This is a genomic window from Rhizobium sp. NFACC06-2, from assembly GCF_900101425.1.
Lineage (GTDB): Bacteria > Pseudomonadota > Alphaproteobacteria > Rhizobiales > Rhizobiaceae > Agrobacterium > Agrobacterium leguminum.
Genome location: NZ_FMVA01000007.1, coordinates 202334 through 225899 on the forward strand (window position 1 = coordinate 202334; position 23566 = coordinate 225899).

Genomic DNA, 23566 nt, shown 5'->3' on the forward strand with positions numbered 1-23566 from the left:
GACTTGGGCTGGCTGGATTCCTGTGACAAGCACAGGAATGAGGGAGGCGACTAACCCCGCAGCAACCTGTCCCCCACCGCGAATTTCGATTTCAGCAGACACTCGTCATATTCCGCCTCGGCAACGGAATCGAACACGATACCGCCGCCGACATTGAAGACGGCACGGCCGTCGTCGAACAGGCTGAGCGTGCGGATCGCCACGGAGAACCGCATCTCACCACTTGGAGACATGAAGCCGATTGCGCCGCAATAGGCGTCGCGCGGCGTCGCTTCCAGCTCGCGCAGGATTTTCATGGCCCACATTTTGGGCGCGCCCGTTACCGAGCCGCAGGGAAACAAGGCGGCGAAGATGTCTTCCACCGTCACCTCTGGCAGAAGCTTCGCCCTGACGTGGCTGACCATCTGGTGTACGGTCGGATAGGACTCGATATCGAACAGGCGCGGCACATGCAGGCTGCCGACCTCGGTGATGCGCGAAATATCGTTGCGCAGCAGATCGACAATCATGCGGTTTTCGGCGAGCGTCTTTTCATCCGCAAGCATCGCCGCGATAATCGCCCGGTCTTCTGCCGCATCGGCCCCGCGCGGCGTCGTTCCCTTCATCGGATGGGTTTCGATGAAACCTTGCCCGTCAACCGAGAAGAACAGTTCCGGTGAGCGCGACAGGATGACCGGGCCGCCGAGATCGACCAGCGCGCCATATTTCACCGGCTGCCGTTCGATCAGCGACCAGAAGGCCGTCAGCGGATCGCCGCTCCAGCGGGCATGGACCGGCATGGTCAAATTGCCCTGGTAACAGTCGCCGCGACGCAGATGCCCGTGCAGACGCTCGAAACGCTGGCAATAGTCTTCAAGGCTCCATGCCGGCACGGGATCGGACAGAAACGCATCCGCATCCGGCAGATTTGTCAGGCGCGCGAACCGACCCTCATCCGGCTGCGGGCCGGAAAAGACGCCGAAATTGAGAAACGGCATGTTGCGAGGCTCGTCCGCGAAAGGCGCAAGCTTCGGCTCGAACAGGAAACCCGCTTCGTAGGACATATAGCCGGCGAGGTATTTCCCGGCCCGGCGCAGCTCTTCCATGCGCTTGAGCGCAGCAAAAAACGACGCCGGCTCGTCCGCGACGATGATCTCTTCCGGCTCGGTGAAGGCTGTCACCGTGCCGGTCGTGTCATCCCGGAAAAGAACGTAAGGCGCGTGTGCCAAGGAAAGCGTCCGAAACAGGAGAAAAAGTCGGGAAGAGTCAGATGGGGTCTATATCGCCCCGCGCCCACATTTCGATGGTTTCCGCATAAAAATCGGCGAAACGGCCTTCCTCGATAGACTTGCGGATACCCTGCATCAGCTCCTGATAATAGGCAAGATTGTGCCAGGAAAGCAGCATGCCGCCCAGCGCCTCATTGGCGCGGGTGAGATGGTGCAGATAGGCACGGGAATAATCGCGCGAGGCCGGGCAGTTGGACTGCTCGTCGAGCGGGCGCATATCCTCGGCATGGCGGGCATTGCGGATATTGACCTTGCCGCGACGGGTAAAGGCAAGCCCGTGACGGCCGGAACGGGTCGGCATCACGCAGTCGAACATGTCGATACCCCGCGCCACCGATTTCAGGATGTCATCGGGCGTGCCGACGCCCATCAGGTAACGCGGCTTTTCGGTGGGCAGCACCGGCAGGGTGATATCGAGCATGCCGAGCATCACATCCTGCGGCTCGCCAACGGCAAGGCCGCCCACCGCGTAACCCTTGAGATCGAGCTGCTTGAGGCCCTCTGCGGAACGGATGCGCAGATCCGGCTGGTCGCCGCCCTGCACGATGCCGAACATGGCCTTGCCGGGCTGCTCGCCAAAGGCGACGCGGCAGCGCTCGGCCCAGCGCAGCGACATTTCCATGGCGCGCTCGATTTCCTTGCGCTCGGCCGGCAGCGCGATGCATTCATCGAGCTGCATCTGGATATCCGAATCGAGCATGCCCTGAATTTCAATCGAGCGTTCCGGCGACATATGATGCAGCGAACCGTCCACATGGCTCTTGAAGGTCACGCCCTTCTCGTCGAGCTTGCGCAGGCCGGAAAGCGACATCACCTGAAAACCGCCGCTATCGGTGAGGATCGGATGCGGCCAGCGGATCAGCTCATGCAGACCGCCAAGGCGGGCAACACGCTCCGGACCCGGCCGCAGCATCAGGTGATAGGTATTGCCGAGAATGATATCGGCCCCCAGCTCCCGCACCTGATCGAGATACATGGCCTTGACGGTGCCGACCGTGCCGACCGGCATGAAGGCGGGCGTGCGGATGACGCCGCGCGGCATGGCGACTTCGCCGAGGCGCGCGCCGCCGCTCGTGGCTTTCAGGGTGAAGGTGAATTTGTCGTGCATCAGTTTTTCCGGAACAACAGGCTGGAATCGCCATAGGAATAGAAGCGGTATCCGGTTTCGATGGCGTGCCTGTAAGCGTCACGCATCGTTTCGAGACCGCAGAAAGCCGAAACCAGCATGAACAGCGTCGATTTCGGCAGGTGGAAATTCGTCATCAGAATATCGACCGCGCGGAAGCGGTATCCCGGCGTGATGAAGATGCCGGTCGCATCCGACCATGGGTGAATGGTGCCATCTTCGGCCGCCGCACTTTCGATCAGGCGCAGCGAGGTGGTGCCGACGCAGACGATGCGCCCGCCGCGCGCCTTCACCGCATTCAGCTTGTCGGCCGTTTCCCGCGAAACATGGCCGATCTCGAAATGCATCTTGTGGTCGTCGGTATCGTCAGCCTTCACCGGGAGGAAGGTGCCTGCCCCAACGTGAAGCGTCACGAAATGCCTCTCGATACCGGCCTTGTCCAGTGCTTCGAACAGATCGGGTGTGAAGTGCAGCCCGGCGGTGGGAGCGGCAACCGCACCCTTCTCGCGGGCGTAGATGGTCTGGTAGTCCGTCTGGTCCTGCGCATCTTCCGGTCGCTTGGCGGCGATATAGGGCGGCAGCGGAATATGGCCGACCGAGGCAATCGCCTCATCCAGCACCGGGCCGGAGACGTCGAACAGCAGCGTGATCTCGCCCTCCTCGCCCTTTTCCTCGACGGTGGCTTCCAGATGGGCAAGGCCGCAGGCATTGTCCCGCTCGTAACCGAAACGGATGCGGTCGCCCTGCTTGATGCGCTTGCCGGGACGCGCGAAGGCTTTCCAGCGGGATTGATCGGCGCGCATGTGCAGCGTGGCCGAAACCGCCGTCTCCGGCGCGCCTTCGCGCAGTCGCACACCTTCAAGCTGGGCGGGAATGACGCGGGTGTCGTTGAACACCAGCGCATCGCCAGGCTTCAGGAAGGATGGCAGATCGAAGACGCGATGGTCTTCCATGCGGTTCTCATTCGGATCGACCACCAACAGGCGCGCGCTGTCGCGCGGGTTCGCCGGGCGCAGGGCAATATTTTCCTCGGGCAGATCGAAATCGAACAGGTCTACACGCATTGCAAGGGCTCTCGAAAATATCAAAACCCGCCCTCAATGGGGCGGGTGGTGGGTAGTGACAAGGCTTCGTCTAACGAGACATCATCCTCGGGCTTGTCCCGAGGATGACGGCTGAGAGGTTGGCACCCTTGTCATCAATGTGAAACGCCCCGCAGTTTCCTGCGGAGCGGGTAAACACTTTATACGCTATCCTCAGGCCGCAGAAGCGAGCTTGATGGAAACGATCGAATCGGGGTCCTTCACCGGCTCGCCGCGCTTGACCTTGTCGATGGCTTCCATGCCTTCGATGACCTGGCCCCAGACGGTGTACTGCTTGTTGAGCCACGGAGAATCCGTGAAGCAGATGAAGAACTGCGAGTTGGCGGAGTTCGGGTTCTGCGAACGGGCCATGGAGCAGGTACCGCGCACGTGCGGAATGGCGGAGAACTCGGCCTTCAGGTCCGGCTTGTCGGAGCCGCCCATGCCGGCGCGTGCCGGGTTGAAGCTTTCCGAACCCTTCTTGCCGAACTTCACGTCGCCCGTCTGGGCCATGAAGTCTTCGATGACGCGGTGGAAAACGACGCCATCGTAAGCGCCTTCCGAGACGAGTTCCTTGATGCGGGCAACGTGGCCAGGCGCAACTTCCGGAAGCAGCTGGATCACGACCTTGCCGGTCGTCGTTTCCATGATGATGGTGTTTTCCGGATCCTTGATCTCGGCCATGGTTATTCTCCTCTGTTCGGGCTCTATTGCCCTACCTTACTTCTTGCCGACGGTGACCTTGATCATCCGGTCGGGGTTGGAAACTTCGCCGTTGCTGCCCTGCCCGCGCTTGATCTTGTCCACGGCTTCCATGCCGGACACGACCTTGCCGACCACGGTATATTGGCCGTTCAGGAACGGACCGTCGGCAAACATGATGAAGAACTGCGAATTGGCGGAATTCGGATCCTGCGAGCGGGCCATGCCGACCACGCCGCGCGTGAATGGAACCTTGGAGAATTCGGCCGGAATATCCGGCAGGTCGGAACCGCCGGTGCCCGCACGCTGGGCGCTGAAGCCCTTCTCCATGTTGCCATACTGCACGTCGCCGGTCTGCGCCATGAAACCGTCGATGACGCGGTGGAAGGCGACATTGTCATAAGCGCCCTTCTTGGCCAGCGCCTCGATCTGCGCCACGTGCTTGGGCGCGACATCCGGCATCAGTTCGATGACAACGGGGCCGTCCTTCAACTGCACGGTCAGGAGTTCGGCGGCGGAAGCGAAGGTGCTGGCGGCGAGAGCGCCTGCAAACATGGCGCCGGCAAAGGCAAATCGAACGAGTTTCATCGGATTGGCTCCAGAATGTGAGGCTGAAGTCAGCGCTTCAGCTTGGCGTTGAGGGCTTCAAGCACGGCTTTCGGCACGAAGGCGTCGACATTGCCGCCCATGGCGGCGATCTGCCGGACCAATGTGGCTGTAATGGGTCGCGACGAGGTGCCGGCGGGCAGGAATACGGTCTGGATATCGGGCGCCATCTGGCGGTTCATCCCGGCCATCTGCATTTCATAATCGAGATCGGTGCCGTCGCGCAGGCCGCGCAGCAGAAGGCGCGCGCCGTGCTGGCGGGCGGCATCGACGACGAGATTATCGAAGGAGACGACTTCCATGCGGGACGCTTCGCCCGGCAGATGTTCGGCAAGCGCCCGCTTTATCAGCCCTGCCCGCTCCTCGAAGCTGAACAGCGGCGCTTTTCCGGGATGAATGCCGACCGCAACGATGACTTTCGACGCCACGTTCAGCGCCTGAATAAGCACATCCAGATGTCCGTTGGTCATCGGATCGAAGGATCCTGGATAAAAGGCAATCGTCATATCGCTCTCAGATGGTGGGCGCGTCTCGACGCTTCAGCATATGTGCCGCCTTTTGTCATGGAGAGGCACGCGGCGCAAGACTTTATAACCACCCCTCACAAGCGCGGCTGCGGCGTGAACCCGCGATGAATGGGCCGTTCAGTGCGGTTTCACAGCTATTTTGTTTAAATGCACGGCATCGGGAAACCGAAACGCCCCTCACTCGTTAAGCATCCGGAGAATTGAAAATGCTCGCCTTCATGATCGTCCTTTCGATCATCGCTTCATTCGCTGCCGAGTATATTTTTCTCGAATGACGGCCTTAGCCAGTTTCCTGAACGCCAGATGAACGAACCATTCAAGGAAGTTTCACAGGCGCGATGCTAATCGATTTTTACGATTGACGCGGAACATGTTTGGACATGGCGCGTTAAAAAAGAACCAAAGGAACGGACAGATGTTTGTAAGAGAAAAACAGTCTACTTCGGCGAAAATCAGCGTCATCAGCACCGCCTGGACAGTACTGGTTATCGCAATGGTAGCAACGACGTTTAGCCTTTATGAACAGAAGCCTGAAAAGCTGGGCCCGGATTATCCGCAGCTGACCGCCCGTTATCAGTATATGAATTACTACTGATAACGGAGAGAATTTTCTCGAAACTCCCGGAGACGATATCATGTTCACATTTCTGACAATGCTTCTTGCCCTGATCAGCGTTATGTTCGTGACATCGATGATCTCCGTGGTCGCCGAAATGCGACGTGAAGACGAGGAATTCAAGGCGATGATCCGGCGCGACCGCGCCTTCTGAGCGCGGCAGCCGGGCAGACGGCCGCTTAAAAGTGATGCTTTTCAACCGCCTGGACCTTCCGGGCGGTTTTATTTTGCGCTTCGCGGGGGCAACGCGGCGAAGATGATGGCGGAAAATCCCGCCTCCAATCACACAAGCGTTTTCAAAACCCCGTTTTTCCAAGGCAAATTCCCTTCAATTTCCGTTTGGATTGATTTAAGGAACGCCGATACGTTGCGGGCCGGACAGCCGGCGACCGCAATGACGTTCCTGTGAGGTTTGCATAACGATGCTCGATTCCCTGAGAAATGCTTCTCGAACCATGGCAGCCAAGCTGCTGCTTCTCCTGCTTGTTGTCTCTTTTGGCATCTGGGGCGTTTCCGCATCGCTTGTCACCGCCAATTCCCACGCCGTCATGACGGTGGGCGACCAGACGGTCAGCCCGGAGGAATTCCGCCTCGCCTATCAGCGCCAGATTTCCGATCTCAGCCGCCAGTTCGGCACAAGGCTGACGACCGAGCAGGCCAAGGCCTTCGGCATCGACCGCCAGGTGTTCAGCCAGCTTGCGGCCGGTGCAGCGCTTGACGAGCTGGCCTCGAAGATGAATCTCGGCCTTTCGGAAAACCGCCTCGCCAATCTCATCGCCGAAGACCCGGCCTTCAAGGCGGTCAACGGCCAGTTCGACCGCAATCTCTTCAGCGAGCGCCTGCGCAATTCCGGTTTCCGCGAGGATGACTATATCAAGGAACGCAGCAAGGTGGCCGTCCGCAGCCAGATCGTCGAAGCCGTTTCCGACGGTTTTGCCGCGCCGCAGGTGCTGGTGGATGCGCTGAAGCAATATCGCAACGAGCAGCGCGCCGTCGATTACGTCATTCTTTCGAACGCCGTCATTCCGCCGGTCAAGGCGCCGGGCGACGACGTGCTTGCCCCCTGGTTCGAAACCAACAAGACGAAATATCGCGCGCCCGAGTTCCGCAAGTTCACCTATGTGAAGCTTGAGCCGTCCGATATCGCCGATCAGGCAGCCGTCACCGACGCCCAGATCGCCGATTATTATAACAGCCACAAGGATAGCTTCCGCACCGCCGGCCGCCGCACGGTGGAGCAGCTGACCTTCCCCGAAAAGGAAATGGCGGAGGCCGCCGCCGAGCAGATCCGCCTCGGCAACACCACCTATGACCAGGTGGTGAAGGATCAGGGCAAGACCGCTTCCGACGTGACCCTCGGCGAATTCACCAGGGATACCATCCCCGATCAGTCGATTGCCGAGGCCGCTTTCGCCATCCAGAAGGATGGCGGCGTATCGCCGGTGGTCCAGGGTTCCTTCGGCCCCGTCCTCCTGCGCGTCACCGGCATCAAGCCGGAAACGACCCGCACGCTGGAAGAGGCGAAGGAAGATATCCGCAAGGACCTCGCCACCGCCGCCGCTGCGGAAGAAATCACCAATGTTCACGACCGTTACGAGGATCTGCGCGCCGGCGGTTCTTCACTCGCCGATGCCGCAACTCAGCTGAACCTGAAACCCGTCACCATCGCCGCCATCGACGCTTCCGGCCTCGATGAAAAGGGCGATGCGGTTCAGGGCCTGCCCTCCCCGCAGCTCGCGCAGGAGGTCTTCAAGACCGAACCCGGCACGGAAGCGCTGCCGATCAATCTCGGCCGTGAAGGCTACATCTGGTTCGATGTCGACCAGATCATCGCCGCCCGCGACCGCACACTTGCCGAAGTTCGCGACGATGTCGTGGCTGACTGGACGGCGGAGCAGCAGCGCAACGCGCTTGCCGCCAAGGCCGAGGAACTGAAGGCGCGCGTCGAAAAGGGCGACACGCTGGAAACCGTGGCCGGTGAGCTGAGCCTTGCCGTCGAACAGAAGTCCGGCCTGCGCCGCAACAGCGAAGACGCCATTTTCGGCCAGCAGACGATCGCGGCGGTCTTCTCCGGCGCGGAGGGCAAGGTGGGCACGGCGGCCGATGCCGACGGTTCCAGCCGTATCCTCTTCAAGGTCACCTCGGTCGACACCAATGCGCCTGCCGACGCGCTCGCCAATGACGACCAGCAGTTCGCCGCCATTGCCCGCGCGGCCGGCGACGACATGCTGGACCAGATGGTCAACCGCCTGCAGAATGACTATGGTGTCACCATCAATCAGGCCCTCGCCGATCAGGCGATGGTCGGCTTCTAACGCGGGGGGCGACAAGATGGCCGAACTGAAGCCGCTGATCGCCAAGGTCGCCAATGGAGAAAGCCTGAACCGCGAGGAATCGCGGGCGGCTTTCGACATTCTGATGTCGGGCGAAGCCACGCCGTCGCAGATCGGCGGTTTCCTGATGGCGCTGCGCGTGCGCGGGGAAACGGTGGACGAAATCGTCGGCGCCGTCTCCTCCATGCGCTCCCGCATGCTGCCGGTTTCCGCCCCCGCCAATGCCATCGATATCGTCGGCACCGGCGGTGACGGCATCGGCACCTATAATATCTCGACGCTCGCCTCGATCATCGTCGCCGGCACGGGCCTGCCGGTCGCCAAGCACGGCAACCGGGCGCTGAGCTCCAAATCCGGCACGGCGGATGCGCTCTCCGCGCTCGGCGTGAAGCTCGATATCGGTCCGGAACTCATCGCCCGCTGCATCAGTGAGGCGGGTCTCGGTTTCATGTTCGCGCAGCTCCACCATTCGGCCATGCGCCATGTCGGCCCAAGCCGCGTCGAACTCGGCACGCGCACAATCTTCAACCTGCTCGGCCCCCTCTCCAACCCGGCGGGCGCCAAACGGCAACTGCTCGGCGTCTTTTCGCCGCGCTGGCTGGTGCCGCTTGCCGAAGTGCTGCGCGATCTGGGTTCGGAAAGCATCTGGGTCGTGCATGGCGACGGCATGGACGAGGTGACGACCACGGGCGTTACCCATGTCGCAGCACTGGAAAATGGCAAGATCCGCACCTTCGACCTGACGCCGAAGGATTTCGGTGTCGAGCCCGCTTCCATGGAAGATCTGAAGGGCGGAGACGGCATTGCCAATGCGGCGGCGCTGCGCGAGGTTCTGTCCGGCAAACGCAACGCCTATCGTGACGTGTCGCTGTGCAATGCGGCCGCAGCACTGGTTATCGCCGGCAAGGCCGAAACCCTGTCTCAGGCGATGGCGATCGTCAGCGAGGCGCTGGACAGCGGCAAGGCCGCAGCCGCGCTCGACCGTCTGGTTGCCGTGTCCAACGAGGATCAGGAATGAGAGCGAGATCATGAGCGACATTCTGAAAAAGATCGAAATTTACAAGCGCGAGGAAATCGCCGCCGCCAAGGCGAAGGTTTCGCTGGCCGACCTGAAGGCCATGGCCGCAGGCCAGAGCACACCGCGCGGTTTCTACAGGGCGCTCCGGACAAAGCAGGCCGAAGGCAAGTTCGGCCTGATCGCCGAAATCAAGAAGGCCAGCCCCTCCAAGGGCCTCATCCGTCCGGATTTCGATCCGCCGGCGCTGGCCGCCGCCTATGAAGCCGGTGGCGCCGCCTGTCTTTCGGTGCTGACGGATAGCCCAAGCTTTCAGGGCGCCCCGGAATTCCTGACCGCCGCCCGCAATGCCTGCGCCCTGCCGGCGCTGCGAAAGGATTTCATGTTCGAGACCTATCAGGTGCATGAGGCCCGCGCCTGGGGCGCGGACTGCATTCTCCTCATCATGGCCTCGCTGTCCGACGACGAGGCGAAACGCCTTGAAGACGAGGCTTTCGCGCTCGGCATGGATGTGCTGGTGGAAGTGCATGATGAGGAAGAAACGGAACGGGCGCTAAAGCTCGCCTCGCCGCTTCTCGGCATCAACAACCGCAACCTGCGCACCTTCGAAGTCAGCCTCGAAACCAGCGAGAAGCTCGCAGGCCTCGTGCCGGCGGAAAAGCTGCTGGTCGGCGAAAGCGGCATCTTCACCTTCGAGGATTGTAAGCGTCTCGAAAAAAGCGGCATCGGCACCTTCCTCGTCGGCGAAAGCCTGATGCGCAAGGACGATGTGACAGCGGCCACCAAAGCGCTGCTGACCGGCCAATCCGGCATTCTGGCAGCGGAATAATGCACCGATGAGCGAAGCGGGAAAGCTCACCCATATCGATGCCGGCGGCGAAGCGCATATGGTCGATGTCGGCGACAAGGCCGAGACCGTCCGTGTTGCCGTCGCCGAAGGCTTCGTGAAGATGAAGCCGGAAACGCTGGCGCTCATCCGCGAGGGCAACGCCAAGAAGGGCGATGTCATCGGCACTGCACGCCTCGCCGGCATCATGGCCGCCAAGCAGACGGCAAACCTCATCCCCCTCTGCCATCCGCTGATGCTGACAAAGGTGGCGGTGGATATTACCGAAGACGCCGCCCTGCCCGGCCTGCGGGTCGAAGCGCTGGTAAAACTGTCCGGCAAGACCGGCGTGGAGATGGAAGCGCTGACCGCCGTATCCATCGCCTGCCTGACGATCTATGACATGGCCAAGGCCGCCGACAAGGCGATGGAAATCGTCAATATCCGCCTTCTGGAAAAGAGCGGCGGCAAATCCGGCGATTTCCGGCGACAGGAGACGTGAATGAAACCGCTGCTGCCCGTGGATGAGGCCATAAGACGCCTTCTGGAGGCAGCGGTTCCGGTGACCGAAAGCGAAACCCTGCCGCTTACCGAATGCGATGGCCGGGTTCTTTCGGCCGATCTCAGTGCACGCCTCACCCAGCCCCCCTTCGATGCCTCGGCCATGGACGGTTATGCGCTGCGCAGCGCCGATGCGGCGGAGATCGGCTCGGTCCTCACCGTCATCGGTCAGGCCGCCGCCGGCCATGCTTTTACCGGCACGGTGGGTGAAGGCCAGGCCGTGCGCATCTTCACCGGCGCGCCCGTGCCGCAGGGTGCGGACACCGTTCTCATTCAGGAAGATGCCGAAGTGCTGGAGGGCGGAAAAATCCGCACCGCCTTCGACGTCACCGCCGGGCGACATATCCGCCCGCGCGGACAGGATTTTGCCGAAGGCGAAGCGGCCCTGAAGGCCGGGCGGGAACTCGGTTTCACCGACCTGACGCTCGCGGCGGCTATGAACCATGCCGCGCTCACCGTCTATCGCAGGCCGCGCATCGCCATCCTCGCCACCGGCGATGAGTTGCTGCCGCCGGGAAGCGCGCCGCAGCCCGCCCAGATCATCGCCTCCAACACCTTCGGCGTCGCAGCCCTTGCCCGGCAGGCCGGGGCCGAGGTTATCGATCTCGGCATCGTCGCCGATAATGACAGGCTGATCCGCGCCGCCATCGGCAAGGCGGTCGCGGCGAAGGTCGATGTGCTGGTGACGCTCGGCGGCGCCTCCGTCGGCGACCATGACCTCGTTCAGGCAGCCTTGAAGGCGGAAGGCATGCAGCTCGATTTCTGGCGCATTGCCATGCGTCCGGGAAAACCGCTGATGGTCGGGTCCATCGGCGCCATGCAGGTTCTGGGCCTGCCCGGAAACCCGGTTGCCAGCCTTGTCTGCGGCCTACTGTTCCTCGAACCGCTGCTCCGCAGCATCGCCCGCCGCGCACCGCTGCAACGCACGACGACCGCCCGCACCGCCACGCCGTTGAAAGCGAATGATCACCGGCAGGATTATCTGCGCGCCCGTTTCAGCACGGACGAAAACGGCCTGCTGGTGGCAGAAGCCCATTCGAAGCAGGATTCATCGATGATGAAGATATTGGCCCATTCCGACGGCTTGATCGTGCGCCCGCCGAATGCGCCGGCGGCGGCGGCCGGGGCGGAATGCGCGGTCATCAGGCTGAGATCCTGACACGCAGGCGATACGGCCGGACCTGCGGCCGGCAACATAACTGGCCTCTTCCTGAACCTTACCGAATGTTTGCCGCGCCGTCACTAAACGGCACCGCCGCGTGCCGCATGGCACGGGAACCGAAGACAAGACTGTAACATTCCTGTATCACGACAGGAATGATAAAAAAAAACGCGTATAGGCGGGATTTCCACGAATTCAAAAACCACCATGGCTTTCCGTCGCGGAATTATTTCTACATATTGTTGTGCCAAAATAAATCACACGAATCCCGTTATTGGGATTGACAGAATAAATACGATGCTGTCACCAAGGCGAATAGTAGAGGTAAAAATTTCCGGAATTCTTCAGAATGAAAATTACTTATATTTATCAATTAAATAAGATAAAAAGTGACGGAAATGAAGTTTCCGGGCACAAAAATTAGTTTCCCATAAATTAAGCTTTCCAAAACGACCTTCATAATAATAATCATAGTCGATAAGCAGACTCACTGGAGTTTCTTGATGAACACGGCATCCACGCCCAAAACCACGGGGCCCGACATTGCCGGGCAGATTGCCTATGCCATGCGGAGCATGGGTGTTTCGCCGATCCCGCGTAACTACAGCCTCTTTTACGAAGCCTATATCGGTTCGAACCCTGCCCTGACGAAGGATCTGGCAGCGCTTGGAAACCGGGTCACGCAGGAGGATCTGGACGAGCTGTCCTCACGTTACGGGGAAGGCAATCCCGCCCGGTCCGTCGACGATGCCCATGAGAAGCTCAGACGCGAACTGGAGGGCCTTCTGGGCACGCTGAGGCGCGAACAATCCTCCATCGAGAACTACAACAGGATTCTCGGCGAAACGCGCCAGCGCATCGATGACAAGAATGCCGCCAGCAGCAATATTCTGAGGAACGCGATTTCACTACTGGCCGAGGCCACCGGCTCGAAGATCATCGACGGCGAAAAGACCTTCAACGATGTCAACCGCCATGCCGAGGAAATGCATCAGGTGCGTCTTGAGCTGGATGAGTACAAGCGCATCGCCAATACGGATTCGCTGACGCGCCTGTCCAACCGGCGCGCTTTCGACGACCGGCTGGCATCCATCTATGACAGCTCCATCGGCCTGCAATATACCACGCTCGTCCTGCTCGATATCGATCATTTCAAGCGGATCAACGACACTTTCGGCCATCCGGTCGGCGACAAGATTCTCGCCACCGTCGCCTCGGTCATCCGCGCCAATGTCCGCAAGGATGGTTTTGTCGCCAGAAGCGGCGGAGAGGAATTCGCCATCATTCTGGACGGCAATACGCCGGAAGAGGTGATGGTGATGTGCGAGCGCATCCGCCTGTCGCTGGAAAGCACGCCCTTCCGCAATTCGAGATCGGGCGCCGACTACGGCACGGTGACGATCTCCCTCGGCTTCGCTTCCGCCGCACAGGCCACCAACCCGAGCGAGCTTTACGGCCATGCCGACACCGCGCTCTACCATGCCAAGGAAACCGGCCGGAACCGCTCCGTCTATTACGAGGACGGCATGCAGAAGAACTATACCGGCAAGAACTGGCTGATTTATCGGACGTAAGGATGGTGGTGTGTGCACCACTATCTCCTCCGTCATGCCGGACTTGATCCGGCATCCAGTCACGGCGCGTCTGCGCCGTGAAAAAAGCCTCTTGCGATCAAGGAATTGATCGCGCTAGACCCCGGATCCAGTCCGGGGTGACGGAGTGAGGCGCTCCGTTTTCGCCAATGGCGTAAGCCATGCGAGGATTACCTCAGCGGTCCGATGGTCGGTTGTTACTGCGCCTCACCACATGGTCTTCGCCGCCCGCGCCGCCCATTCCCGGTCATAGGTCTCCTGATCGAATTCCGCCTTGGCCGCCTTGAGCAGAAGACCGGGTGTCGGAAGCGAGGCCGGGTCGACGAAATTATCGGGGTTCCATAGTTCCGAGCGCATCAGCGCCCGGGCGCACTGGAAATAGACTTCATCGATTGTCACCACGATGACGGTGCGCGGATGTTTGCCGTCCATCTCGAAGCTTTCCAGCAGATCCGGATCGACGGAGACCACAGCACGGCCGTTAATGCGCATCGTCGTATTCGAGCCGGGTATCAGGAACATCAGCGCCATGCGCGGATCGCGCACGATGTTCAGAAGCGAATCCACGCGGTTATTGCCGCGCCAGTCCGGCAGAAGCACCGTCCTGTCATCCGCCACCCGGACCACGCCACCCTTGTCGCCGCGCGGCGAACAGTCCATGCCTTCCGGCCCGACCGTCGCCAACGCCAGAAAGGGCGAAGTCTCGATCATCAGCCGGTATTCGGCCGTCAGCGTGGCCGTCACCTTGGCGATCGATGCCTCGCTCGTGCCGTCATAGATGGCCTTCAATTCCTCAACCGTGCGAATGATCGTCATGTGCGTTCCTATCCCTGCCAATTCCCTCTGTCGCCGCCGAAAGACCGGGGCGTCTTATTCCTCTGCCGCTTCCGCCTTTTCCCGCTCGGCCCGCTCGCGCGCGGTGCGGGCGGCAACGAGGTCGGCCGGCTGGGCATTGCCACGGATCAGCGAACGGCCGGCATAGATGCCGCCGACGACTTCCATGGCGAAACGCTCCTCGTCGCGGTCGCGGAATTCTTCCACCAGACGCGCGGCGTCTTCCCGCTCCTCACCTATGGCGCCCAGCACTTCCTCGCTGAAATTCAGCGCCGATTCCAGCGTTTCGCGGATCTGGTAATCGACGCCGGCCTTCAGCAGATCGATGGCATGGCCGCGGTCGTAAGCACGGGCGAGAACGGGCACCAGCGGGAATTCGTGCTTGACGATCTCCGCGATCCTGACGGCCGCCTCCTTGTCGTCGACGCAGATAAGCACGGCACGCGCCGTGCTCGCACCGGCAGCATGCAGGATTTCCGCCCGCGAACCGTCGCCATAATAGACCTTGAAACCGAATTCCGCCGCATCGCGCACGAAGTCCGCATCCTTGTCGATCAGCGACAGCGTATAGCCCCGCGCCAGAAGCGGCTGGCTGACGATCTGGCCGAAACGGCCGAAGCCGATAAGGAGAATGCTGCCCTCGACATTTTCAGGCACGTCGAGATCGTCGGTATTGGGAACCGCCGCCGGCACCAGCCGGTCATGCAGGATGACCATCAGCGGCGTCAGCACCATGGAGATGATGATGGTCGCCGTCAGGATGGCGTTCGCCTCCCGGTCGAGAATGCCGGCGCTGACGGCGGCAGAATAGAGCACGAAGGCGAATTCGCCGCCCTGCGCCATCAGCACCGCCCGTTCCAGGCTTTCGCGCCGGGTGGTGCCGAGCGCCCGCGCCACGCCATAGATCAGGAAGGCCTTGAGCAGCATGTAGCCCGCAACGCTGATGACCACGAGTTGCCAGTTGGAGGCGATGACGGCAAGATCGATCGCCATGCCGACGCCGAGGAAAAACAGGCCGAGCAGAATGCCGCGGAACGGCTCGATATCCGCCTCCAGCTGATGGCGGAAGGAGGATTCCGACAGCAGCACGCCGGCCAGAAACGCGCCCATGGCCATGGAAAGGCCACTCACCTGCATCAGAAGCGCCGAACCCAGCACCACCAGCAGCGCCGCGGCCGTCATCACCTCCCGCGCGCCGGAAGCCGCGAGCAGGCGAAAGAACGGGTTGAGAAGATAACGCCCGGCAAGGATGAGCGCGCCGACGGCGGCAAGCGCGATGCCGACGGAAGCCCAGCGCTCCGACGCCGTGACATGTTCGCCGCCCGAACCGAGGAAAGCGACAAGCGCCAGCAGCGGCACGATGGCCAGATCCTCGAACAGCAGGATGGCGATGATGCGCTGGCCTTTCAGGCTGGACATGCTGTTGCGCTCCTGCAGCATCTGCATGACGATCGCCGTCGATGTCAGCACGAAACCGGTGCCGGCGACGAAGGACATGATGACGGGAAAGCCGAGACCGACGCCGATCAATGTCAGGCCCGCCATGCAGACCAGCACCTGCAGCGCCCCCAGCCCGAAAATATCCTGCCGCATCGACCACAGCCGCGACGGCTGCATTTCAAGGCCGATGATGAACAGGAACATCACCACGCCGAGTTCCGCTATATGCAGAATGGCCTGCGAATCGGAGAAAAAACCAAGACCGTAAGGCCCGATCACCAGGCCGGCGGCCAGATAGCCGAGCACCGAACCGAGGCCGATACGCTTGAAGATCGGCGCGGCGACAACGCCCGCCGCCAGCAACACGACCACCTGGGCCAGATCATTTCCGTTCGCTTCTACAGCCACACGCCACCCCGTTTAAATAGTGAGACAAGAGCTTTGCCCTCGTCCGATTATCGGCAACGCGCAAGAACATTTCCTCCGTCATGCCGGACTAGATCCGGCATCCAGCCACGGCGCGTCTGCGCCATGAAAGGACTCTCCCGCGATCAAGGACTTGATCGCGCTGGCCCCCGGATCAAGTCCGGGGTGACGAAGCGCGGATGCAACAACGTTGCCAAACGCACCAGTTCTTCAACCCCTTTGCCATCATTCTCACAAGGGCGCTTCCCTCGATGTTTTCTCTACCGGTATCGCGGTTCCCTGCTCAAGCCCTTTTCGGCAAGCTGCCGCTCATAATCCGCAAACAGCGCATCCCCGGTCTCACCCAGTTCCTTCAGATATTTCCAGGTGTAGATGCCGCTATCGTGGCCATCATCGAAAACGATGCGAACCGCATAATTGCCGGTGGCGACCATGGAACGGATGGTAACATCGCGTTTGCCGGGCACTGTGACCTTTTGTCCCGGCCCATGGCCCTGCACCTCGGCCGAGGGCGAAAGCACACGCAGCATCTCGGCCTGAAGGCGGTAAACGCTTCCATCATCGAAGGAAACGGTCAGTTCGCGCCGGTCTTTCGACACAAGCAGCTCGGTCGGCCAGGCATCGCTCATTTTTCACTTCCGCAAGCTCGTCATATGCGTCAGAATTACGGACTTGCCTCACGATAGGCAAGCCACTACATCAGCTAATAGAGCACACATTTGGCGTGTGTGCCCGGCGCAAGGCGCATTGAGGATGGAGACGTGAACGGTTTCTCCGGCTCGCTTGAAGAAGCGAAAACCCTGACGGAAAACAGCACACCGATGGTGGACCCTTTCGGCCGCGCCATCACCTATCTGCGCGTTTCCGTCACCGACCGCTGCGATTTCCGCTGTACCTATTGCATGTCCGAACACATGACCTTCCTGCCGAAGAAGGACCTTCTGACGCTCGAAGAACTCGACCGGCTCTGTTCCGTCTTCATAACGCGCGGCGTGCGCAAGCTGAGGCTGACCGGCGGCGAGCCGCTGGTGCGCAAGAACATCATGTCGCTGGTAAGGAACCTCGGTCGGCACGTGCACACAGGCGCGCTCACCGAGCTGACGCTGACCACCAACGGCTCGCAGCTTGCGAAATTCGCCGCGGAACTCGCCGATTGCGGCGTGCGCCGCATCAACGTGTCGCTCGATACGCTCGACCGCGACAAATTCCGCCACATCACCCGCTGGGGCGATCTCGACCGCGTCATGGAGGGGCTCGACGCCGCCCAGGCCGCGGGCATCAAGGTCAAGCTGAACGCGGTGGCGCTGAAGGCCTTCAACGACGCCGAGATTCCCGATCTCATGCGTTTTGCCCATGGTCGCGGCATGGACCTGACGGTCATCGAAACCATGCCGATGGGCGAGATCGAGGAAGACCGGACAGACCGCTACCTGCCGCTTTCGCAGTTGCGCGCCGATCTGGAAAAGAGCTTCACACTTATCGACAGCGATTACCAGACCGGCGGTCCCGCCCGTTACGTGACGGTGAAGGAAACCGGAGGCCGGCTCGGCTTCATCACGCCGATGACGCATAATTTCTGCGAAAGCTGCAATCGCGTCCGCCTCACATGCACCGGCACGCTTTATATGTGCCTGGGCCAGGATGACGCCGCCGATCTGCGCACCGCGCTGCGCGCCTCCGACAGCGACGCCTATCTTTCCAGCGCCATCGATGAAGCCCTTCTGCGCAAGCCGAAGGGGCATGATTTCATCATCGACCGCACCCACAACCGGCCTGCCGTCTCCCGCCATATGAGCATGACCGGCGGCTGAGCGACGGCTGAAACTGTTTCTCGTCCACCCACCCATATAAACGGTTGAAATGCCGGCTGTGCCGTGCCACGTCTCTTTACATGGAGGAATGCGCGGTCACGCCGGAAAGGCGGCCCAAATCGCCCCGAAAGGGCGGGCGGGAAAACCGCGCATGGTCTGGGATATTTTGGAATGGCATTGACGGACAATACGCGCGGCGCCCTATTCATGGCGCTCGCCATGGCAAGCTTCACGGCCAATGACGCCCTGACGAAATCCGTCACCCCCTATATCAACACCGGCCAGATTATGTTCGTCCGCGGCATCATGACGGTGGTGCTGATCTACATCGCCGCCCGCCATTTCGGCGCGCTCCGGCCGCTGAAAACCCTCCTGCGCCCCATCATCATCCTGCGCTGTCTCTGCGAGGTAACGGCGGCCGTGCTCTACCTGACGGCGCTGGGCCTTATCGAATTCTCCAATGCTTCGGCCATATTGCAGTCCCTGCCCCTGGTGGTGACGCTGGGTGCGGCGCTGTTCCTGCGCGAACCCGTGGGCTGGCGGCGCTGGGTGGCGATCATCGTCGGTTTTATCGGCGTGCTCATCATCATCAGGCCCGGCCCCGAAGGCTTCACGCCGGGTGCGCTTCTGGTCGTCGCATCGCTCGCCGTCACCGCCGCGCGCGATCTGCTGACCCGGAAAATGTATGCCGATGTGCCCTCGCTCGCCATCACCGTCATCACCGCCTCCGTCAACATGGCGGTGGGCGGCCTGCTGATCGTGCCCTTCGGCGGCTGGCAACCGATGAACTTCATGATCGTGTCGCATCTGGCCGCTTCGGCCATTCTGGTGCTGGTCGGTTATCAGGCGATCATACTGTCGATGAGATCAGGCGAAATCTCCTTCGTCGCGCCGTTCCGTTATACCGGCCTACTCTGGGGTTTCATGATCGGCGTGTTCTTCTTCAACGAAAAGATCGACAATTACACCATCGTCGGCGCCATGATCGTCATCGGTTCGGGCCTTTATACCTTCTACCGCGAAAGCCTGCGCAAGCGCTCGCAGATGGCCAAGCGCGCAGCCGCCACACCTACCGCCGCAACCACGGTACGGCCGGCTTCCGTAACGAAAGCTGCCGTTACGGAAGAGGCGGGAGAATGACATGAACAGCGGCCGTTTTCTCGACAGGACCACCCCGCCCCACATCATCACGCTGGTCGTCATCGCCGGCGTTGCGGCGCTGTGCATGAATGTGTTTCTGCCCTCGCTTGCGGCCATGGCGGTTTATTTCGAGACCGACTACGCGGTGATGCAATTTGCCGTTTCGGGTTATCTTGCCGCCACCGCCTGCCTGCAGCTCATCATCGGCCCGCTTTCCGATCTCTTCGGACGCCGCCCGGTCATGCTGGCGAGCATCGCCATCATGATCGTCGCAACGCTCGTCTGCATGCTGGCGCCCAATATCACCGTCTTCATGATCGGGCGCGTCGCGCAGGCGGCCGTCGTTTCCGGCTTCGTGCTGGCGCGCGCCATCGTGCGCGACATGGTGCCGATGGAACAGGCGGCCTCGATGATCGGCTACGTGACCATGGGCATGTCCGTGGTACCGATGGTGGGGCCGACGGTTGGCGGGTTGCTTAACGACATTTCCGGCTGGCAGTCGAGCTTTGCCCTCCTCTCCCTGCTCGGCGTCGGCATTCTGGTGCTCGCCTGGTTCGATCTCGGCGAAACCAACCACAATAAGTCGGCGAGCTTTTCGCAGCAGTTTCACGCCTGGCCGGAACTGCTGCGCTCGCCGCTGTTTTGGGGTTATGCGCTGACCTCGACCTTCTCATCGGGCATGTTCTTCTCCTTCCTCGGCGGTGCGCCCTTTGTCGGCAGCGTGCTTTACGGGCTTGCGCCGGCCATGCTCGGCCTGCAATTCTTCTTCATGGCCAGCGGTTACATGCTCGGCAACTTCATCTCCGGCCGTTATGCCAGCGAAATCGGCATTACCCGCATGATGCTGTCGGGCAATGTCATCGCCATTGCGGGCATCGCCACGACCATGCTGCTGATCTCCGCCGGGGCGGAAAGCGCCTATGCGTTTTTCGTGCCGCTCGCCTTGATCGGCGTCGGCAACGGCGTGACACTGCCAAGCGCCAATGCCGGCATGGTCAGCGTCCAGCCGCATCTGGCCGGCTCCGCCTCCGGCCTCGGCGGCGCGATGACCATCGGCGGCGGCGCAGCCCTCTCGGTGCTCGCCTCCTCGGTCCTGTCCAGGGAGGACGGAACCTGGCCGCTTCTTCTGGTGATGCTGGCGACCGGCCTTGTCGCCCTCCTCACCACCTATGTCGTAAGGCTGCAGGAAAAGCGGGAATGAGGGCCCCATTCGAAATACCCGGTCTCGTGCTCGCCGGCGGGCTTTCGCGGCGCATGGGCAGCAACAAGGCGATGGTGCAGCTGGGCGATGCGCCCCTCATCTCCCATGTCATCAGCCGCATCACGCCGCAGGTCTCAGATGTCACCATCAACGCGGCCACTGGCTGGGCGGAGAGTTTCGGCCTGCCGCTGCTGCCCGATACGCTGAACGGCCATGCCGGGCCGCTTGCGGGTATTCTGGCCGGCATGCGCCATTTCCAGCACCGCGGGGATGCGGCGAGCCACTTCCTGACGGCGCCCGCCGACAGCCCGTTTTTCCCGGACGATCTCGTGGCGCGGCTTTGCGAACACCTGTCGGACAATGCAATCGTCATCGCCGCCTCCAGCGGCCAGCTTCACCCGGTTTTTGCGCTGTGGCCGCTGGCGCTGGCCGACGATCTCGAGGCGTGGCTGAAGAACGATGCGAACCGGCGCATCCGCGCCTATCTCGCCCGCCATGTCACCCTCGGCGTGGCCTTCCCGCCGCTGGAAACGGCAAAGGGCAGCCTCGATCCGTTCTTCAACATCAACACGCCGGATGAACTGGCGCTGGCGCGCAGCTATCTGGAGAACCTGCAATCATGACGGCACAAAAGGTCTTCGGCATCGCCGGCTGGAAGAACTCGGGCAAGACCGGCCTTGCGGTCCGTATCGTCACCGAGCTGACGGCGCGCGGCTACCGCGTCTCCACCATCAAGCACGCCCATCATGATTTCGATATCGACAAGGTCGGCGCGGATAGCTGGCGTCACCGCCAGGCCGGTGCACACGAGGTCACCATCGTTTCCGGCACCCGCTTCGCCATCATGCATGAATTGCGCGGCGAACCGGAACCCTCCTTCGAGGATATCCTCGCCCGCCTCGCCCCCTGCGATCTGGTGCTGATCGAAGGCTACAAATACGAGCCGGTGCCGAAGATCGAAGCACGCCGGCTGGAGGCCGCCAAGACCGAACCGCTTGCGCCGCTCGATCCGCATATCGTCGCCATTGCCGCAGATCATGCGGTAACGGACACGACCCTCCCCGTTTTCGATCTCGATGATACCGCGACGATTGCCGATTTCATCGAGAAGACGGTGGGGCTGGTGAGGGCATGAACAGGCATTGGAACGGAATGACTTCCTCCTTCCTCGTCCGGGCTCCCTCCCCACTTCCGTCATACCGGCCTTGAGCGGGTATCCAGCCAGCCCAAATCCTTGGGCTGAAAGGAGTCCTTCTCGCCGCGCAGACGCGCGTCGGCTGGATGCCGGATCAGGTCCGGCATGACGGAGGAGATGTGCCATGAAGCCGAAACCCACAACGCCTGCCGCAGCGACGACGCAATCTCCCGCGAAAACGCACCCCAAAAATGAAAAAGCCGGGCTCTTCACCCGGCTTCATCATTCCTTGAGACGCAATACCTATTCAAGGAAACTGGAGGGGTTCACCGGCGTCGCATCCTTGCGAACTTCGAAGTGAACTTGCGGACGCTTGGCGCTGCCGGTCATGCCCGATGTGGCGATTGTCTGACCACGCTGGACCTTCTGGCCGCGCTGCACGTCGAGATTGGCGGCGTTGCCGTAAACGGTGACCTTGCCGTCGTCATGACGGACGAGAACCGTGTTGCCGAGCTGCTTGAGGCCATTGCCCGCATAGATGACCACGCCGTTTTCGGCGGCCTTGATCGGCGTGCCTTCCGGAACGGAGATGTTGATGCCATCGTTGCGGCTGCCTTCGACATTGTCGCCGAAATTGTTGATGACCGCGCCGCGAACCGGCCAGCGATATTTGCCGATGCCCGTGGATTCCGGTGCGACGGAAGCCATGTCGGCCTTCTTTTCGATGTCGCTGACACTGGCGGTGGCCGGTGTGGCGGGCGCAGTCGGAGCCGCGGCGGCAGCCGGTGCCTTGTATGGCTCAGGCTTGGCCGATGCGGTTTCGACCGGCTTGGCCGCTTCCTTGGCGGGAACGGAAGCCGTCTTGATGGCATCCGTCGAAGCGCCCGGCATGTTGAGCGTCTGGCCGACGCGGATGCTTTCGTTGCTGAGACCGTTTGCCGCCTTGAGGGCAGCGACCGACACGCCGTTTTCGCGGGCGATCTTCGCCAGGCTATCGCCCGGCTGAACCTTGTAGCCGCCGGTGGGCGGCAGCGGCTTGCCGCCGGGAGGCGTCAGCTTGCCGGTCTCGGAGGAAACCTTGTCACGGGCGGCGGCCTGCGACGGCAGCACGGCCACGTTCCCTTCAGGACTACGCAGCGGAGTCGGCTGGTCGCCATTGCGGTTGAGTGCGATATCGCCGGCCGCGTCCTTGGCGGCATTGCGGACCTGACCGAACTTCGGAATGAGGATCGACTGGCCGGCCTGCGCGGCGGAAGCGGTCTTCAGACCGTTGACGCGCAGCAGTTCCTTTTCCGGAACGCCGTAGCGGTTGGAGAGGGTCGCGATGCTTTCGCCGGGACGCAGGGTCACGGAGGAAGCGCCATCGGTGTGCCAGCCATTCTTGTCGGAACGAACGGTTGCGGTCGTCAGATTGTCGGCAACGGGAGCGGCAGCCTGCCGGGCGGGCGCAGCAAGCGACGGCGCGGCCTTGGGCTGAGCTGACGGGAAAGGCTGGGCCATGGCTTCGTTGCGGGTCGACGGATCGCGGCTTGCCACCGCCGTCGGCGCCGACAGCTCGGAACGCTGCACCGGAGAGGCCGAAGCCGAGCGGGCCGTGGAAGGCTGAACGCCGCCATAACCACCCGACTGCGGATAGGAATTGCCCGCCATGTTCTGGTTGGCATAACCGCCCTGCGGTGCGGCAGAGGCGTAACCGCCATTCATGTCGCCCTGCGGAACCGGGGCCTGCCCGTAAGCACCGCCGCCCTGACGGGCAGGAATTGACGCCGTGGTCATCTGATCCGGTCCACTGGAAAAGAGGCCGCTGAACCGCGTTGCATCCGAGCTACAGCCCGTTGCGACGCTTGCCAGCAATGCCGCTGCGAACATTTTTGCGACTGATTTTCCGATTTTAGACGAATGTCTCATACGCATGACTCGATCTACACTGACGCCAACCCGCCGCATCGAGATCGATCCGGCACAAATTTCACTTCTTGCAAGGCCCATTTCCCGAGGTGGGGAAAACCATGCGTCGATGTTTATGATTAAAGCGCGTTAGTGTTACCACGCCGTTAAAACGTTAAGCCGTTCGGCGCTTTTTTGACACTTCGATAACCATGACGAAAACCGGATGCGTCATGTTGATACAATAATGATATTGAAAATCAGATAGTTGCGGCA

The 23566-nt window shown here is 61.4% G+C and carries 23 protein-coding genes; 13 read left to right on the plus strand and 10 right to left on the minus strand.

The genetic code is table 11. The features are described 5' to 3' along the window. Positions 1 to 50: 50 nt before the first annotated feature. The 6 genes from F3H58_RS14340 to coaD form a co-directional block, all read right to left on the minus strand. Positions 51 to 1208 carry an aminodeoxychorismate synthase component I gene (locus F3H58_RS14340; protein WP_149742663.1) on the minus strand — a complete coding sequence of 386 codons (1158 nt, stop codon included), beginning with the start codon at positions 1206 to 1208 and terminating at the stop codon, positions 51 to 53. 37 nt (positions 1209 to 1245) lie between these two features. Then, positions 1246 to 2376 carry a tRNA guanosine(34) transglycosylase Tgt gene (tgt, locus tag F3H58_RS14345; protein ID WP_080856425.1) on the minus strand — a complete coding sequence of 377 codons (1131 nt, stop codon included), beginning with the start codon at positions 2374 to 2376 and terminating at the stop codon, positions 1246 to 1248. Beyond that, positions 2376 to 3458 carry a tRNA preQ1(34) S-adenosylmethionine ribosyltransferase-isomerase QueA gene (gene queA, locus F3H58_RS14350; RefSeq protein ID WP_149742664.1) on the minus strand — a complete coding sequence of 361 codons (1083 nt, stop codon included), beginning with the start codon at positions 3456 to 3458 and terminating at the stop codon, positions 2376 to 2378. Before queA ends, tgt begins: the two co-directional genes overlap by 1 nt. Positions 3459 to 3650: 192 nt before the next feature. Further along, on the minus strand, positions 3651 to 4160 hold the full coding sequence (locus F3H58_RS14355; protein ID WP_149742665.1) for a peptidylprolyl isomerase: 510 nt from the start codon (positions 4158 to 4160) through the stop codon (positions 3651 to 3653). Positions 4161 to 4196: 36 nt separating this feature from the next. Next, positions 4197 to 4766 (minus strand): peptidylprolyl isomerase, encoded by a 570-nt coding sequence (locus F3H58_RS14360; protein ID WP_004442095.1) that lies wholly within the window; start codon positions 4764 to 4766, stop codon positions 4197 to 4199. A gap of 29 nt (positions 4767 to 4795) precedes the next feature. Further along, a complete protein-coding gene (gene coaD, locus F3H58_RS14365) occupies positions 4796 to 5290 on the minus strand; it encodes a pantetheine-phosphate adenylyltransferase (protein WP_149742666.1) in 495 nt (164 codons plus the stop codon). A gap of 436 nt (positions 5291 to 5726) precedes the next feature. On the opposite strand from coaD, the gene F3H58_RS14375 reads away from it, so the two are divergent. From F3H58_RS14375 to F3H58_RS14410, 8 genes are all read left to right on the plus strand, one after another. Beyond that, the gene (locus F3H58_RS14375; RefSeq protein WP_004442101.1) at positions 5727 to 5906 is read left to right on the plus strand and encodes a hypothetical protein; all 180 of its coding nucleotides are present in this window, start codon (positions 5727 to 5729) and stop codon (positions 5904 to 5906) included. 40 nt (positions 5907 to 5946) lie between these two features. After that, positions 5947 to 6081: a hypothetical protein gene (locus tag F3H58_RS27550; protein ID WP_256387174.1), complete on the plus strand. Its 135-nt coding sequence runs from the start codon at positions 5947 to 5949 to the stop codon at positions 6079 to 6081. Between the two features lie 268 nt (positions 6082 to 6349). Next, positions 6350 to 8242, plus strand: a complete 1893-nt coding sequence (locus F3H58_RS14385; RefSeq protein WP_149742670.1) for a peptidylprolyl isomerase — start codon at positions 6350 to 6352, stop codon at positions 8240 to 8242. 16 nt (positions 8243 to 8258) lie between these two features. Further along, complete coding sequence (gene trpD, locus F3H58_RS14390) at positions 8259 to 9278, plus strand: anthranilate phosphoribosyltransferase (protein WP_127756917.1); 1020 nt, start codon at positions 8259 to 8261, stop codon at positions 9276 to 9278. 10 nt (positions 9279 to 9288) lie between these two features. Continuing rightward, positions 9289 to 10104, plus strand: coding sequence for an indole-3-glycerol phosphate synthase TrpC (gene trpC / locus F3H58_RS14395; RefSeq protein ID WP_149742671.1), 816 nt, complete (start codon positions 9289 to 9291; stop codon positions 10102 to 10104). A gap of 7 nt (positions 10105 to 10111) precedes the next feature. Next, a complete protein-coding gene (moaC, locus tag F3H58_RS14400; RefSeq protein WP_065655981.1) occupies positions 10112 to 10603 on the plus strand; it encodes a cyclic pyranopterin monophosphate synthase MoaC in 492 nt (163 codons plus the stop codon). Next, positions 10604 to 11821 carry a molybdopterin molybdotransferase MoeA gene (locus F3H58_RS14405; RefSeq protein ID WP_149742672.1) on the plus strand — a complete coding sequence of 406 codons (1218 nt, stop codon included), beginning with the start codon at positions 10604 to 10606 and terminating at the stop codon, positions 11819 to 11821. Between the two features lie 506 nt (positions 11822 to 12327). Next, the gene (locus F3H58_RS14410; RefSeq protein ID WP_149742673.1) at positions 12328 to 13398 is read left to right on the plus strand and encodes a GGDEF domain-containing protein; all 1071 of its coding nucleotides are present in this window, start codon (positions 12328 to 12330) and stop codon (positions 13396 to 13398) included. A gap of 225 nt (positions 13399 to 13623) precedes the next feature. On the opposite strand, the gene F3H58_RS14415 is transcribed toward F3H58_RS14410, so the two are convergent. The 3 genes from F3H58_RS14415 to F3H58_RS14425 form a co-directional block, all read right to left on the minus strand. Next, on the minus strand, positions 13624 to 14232 hold the full coding sequence (locus F3H58_RS14415; protein WP_149742674.1) for a pyridoxamine 5'-phosphate oxidase family protein: 609 nt from the start codon (positions 14230 to 14232) through the stop codon (positions 13624 to 13626). 54 nt (positions 14233 to 14286) lie between these two features. Then, positions 14287 to 16098, minus strand: a complete 1812-nt coding sequence (locus F3H58_RS14420; RefSeq protein WP_149742675.1) for a monovalent cation:proton antiporter-2 (CPA2) family protein — start codon at positions 16096 to 16098, stop codon at positions 14287 to 14289. 278 nt (positions 16099 to 16376) lie between these two features. Next, the gene (locus F3H58_RS14425; protein ID WP_003522738.1) at positions 16377 to 16745 is read right to left on the minus strand and encodes a gamma-butyrobetaine hydroxylase family protein; all 369 of its coding nucleotides are present in this window, start codon (positions 16743 to 16745) and stop codon (positions 16377 to 16379) included. Positions 16746 to 16877: 132 nt separating this feature from the next. On the opposite strand from F3H58_RS14425, the gene moaA reads away from it, so the two are divergent. The 5 genes from moaA (at position 16878) to mobB (ending at position 21403) form a co-directional block, all read left to right on the plus strand. Next, positions 16878 to 17927 (plus strand): GTP 3',8-cyclase MoaA, encoded by a 1050-nt coding sequence (gene moaA / locus F3H58_RS14430; RefSeq protein WP_149742676.1) that lies wholly within the window; start codon positions 16878 to 16880, stop codon positions 17925 to 17927. A gap of 171 nt (positions 17928 to 18098) precedes the next feature. Next, on the plus strand, positions 18099 to 19067 hold the full coding sequence (locus tag F3H58_RS14435) for a DMT family transporter (RefSeq protein WP_149742677.1): 969 nt from the start codon (positions 18099 to 18101) through the stop codon (positions 19065 to 19067). Position 19068: 1 nt separating this feature from the next. After that, positions 19069 to 20268 carry a multidrug effflux MFS transporter gene (locus tag F3H58_RS14440; RefSeq protein ID WP_078053076.1) on the plus strand — a complete coding sequence of 400 codons (1200 nt, stop codon included), beginning with the start codon at positions 19069 to 19071 and terminating at the stop codon, positions 20266 to 20268. Beyond that, a complete protein-coding gene (gene mobA / locus F3H58_RS14445) occupies positions 20265 to 20891 on the plus strand; it encodes a molybdenum cofactor guanylyltransferase MobA (protein ID WP_149742678.1) in 627 nt (208 codons plus the stop codon). Before F3H58_RS14440 ends, mobA begins: the two co-directional genes overlap by 4 nt. Further along, the gene (mobB, locus tag F3H58_RS14450) at positions 20888 to 21403 is read left to right on the plus strand and encodes a molybdopterin-guanine dinucleotide biosynthesis protein B (RefSeq protein ID WP_149742679.1); all 516 of its coding nucleotides are present in this window, start codon (positions 20888 to 20890) and stop codon (positions 21401 to 21403) included. Before mobA ends, mobB begins: the two co-directional genes overlap by 4 nt. Before the next feature lie 303 nt (positions 21404 to 21706). Here the strand turns inward: mobB and F3H58_RS14455 are convergent, their stop codons facing one another. Continuing rightward, positions 21707 to 23272, minus strand: coding sequence for a peptidoglycan DD-metalloendopeptidase family protein (locus F3H58_RS14455; RefSeq protein WP_188128923.1), 1566 nt, complete (start codon positions 23270 to 23272; stop codon positions 21707 to 21709). Between the last annotated feature and the right edge of the window lie 294 nt (positions 23273 to 23566).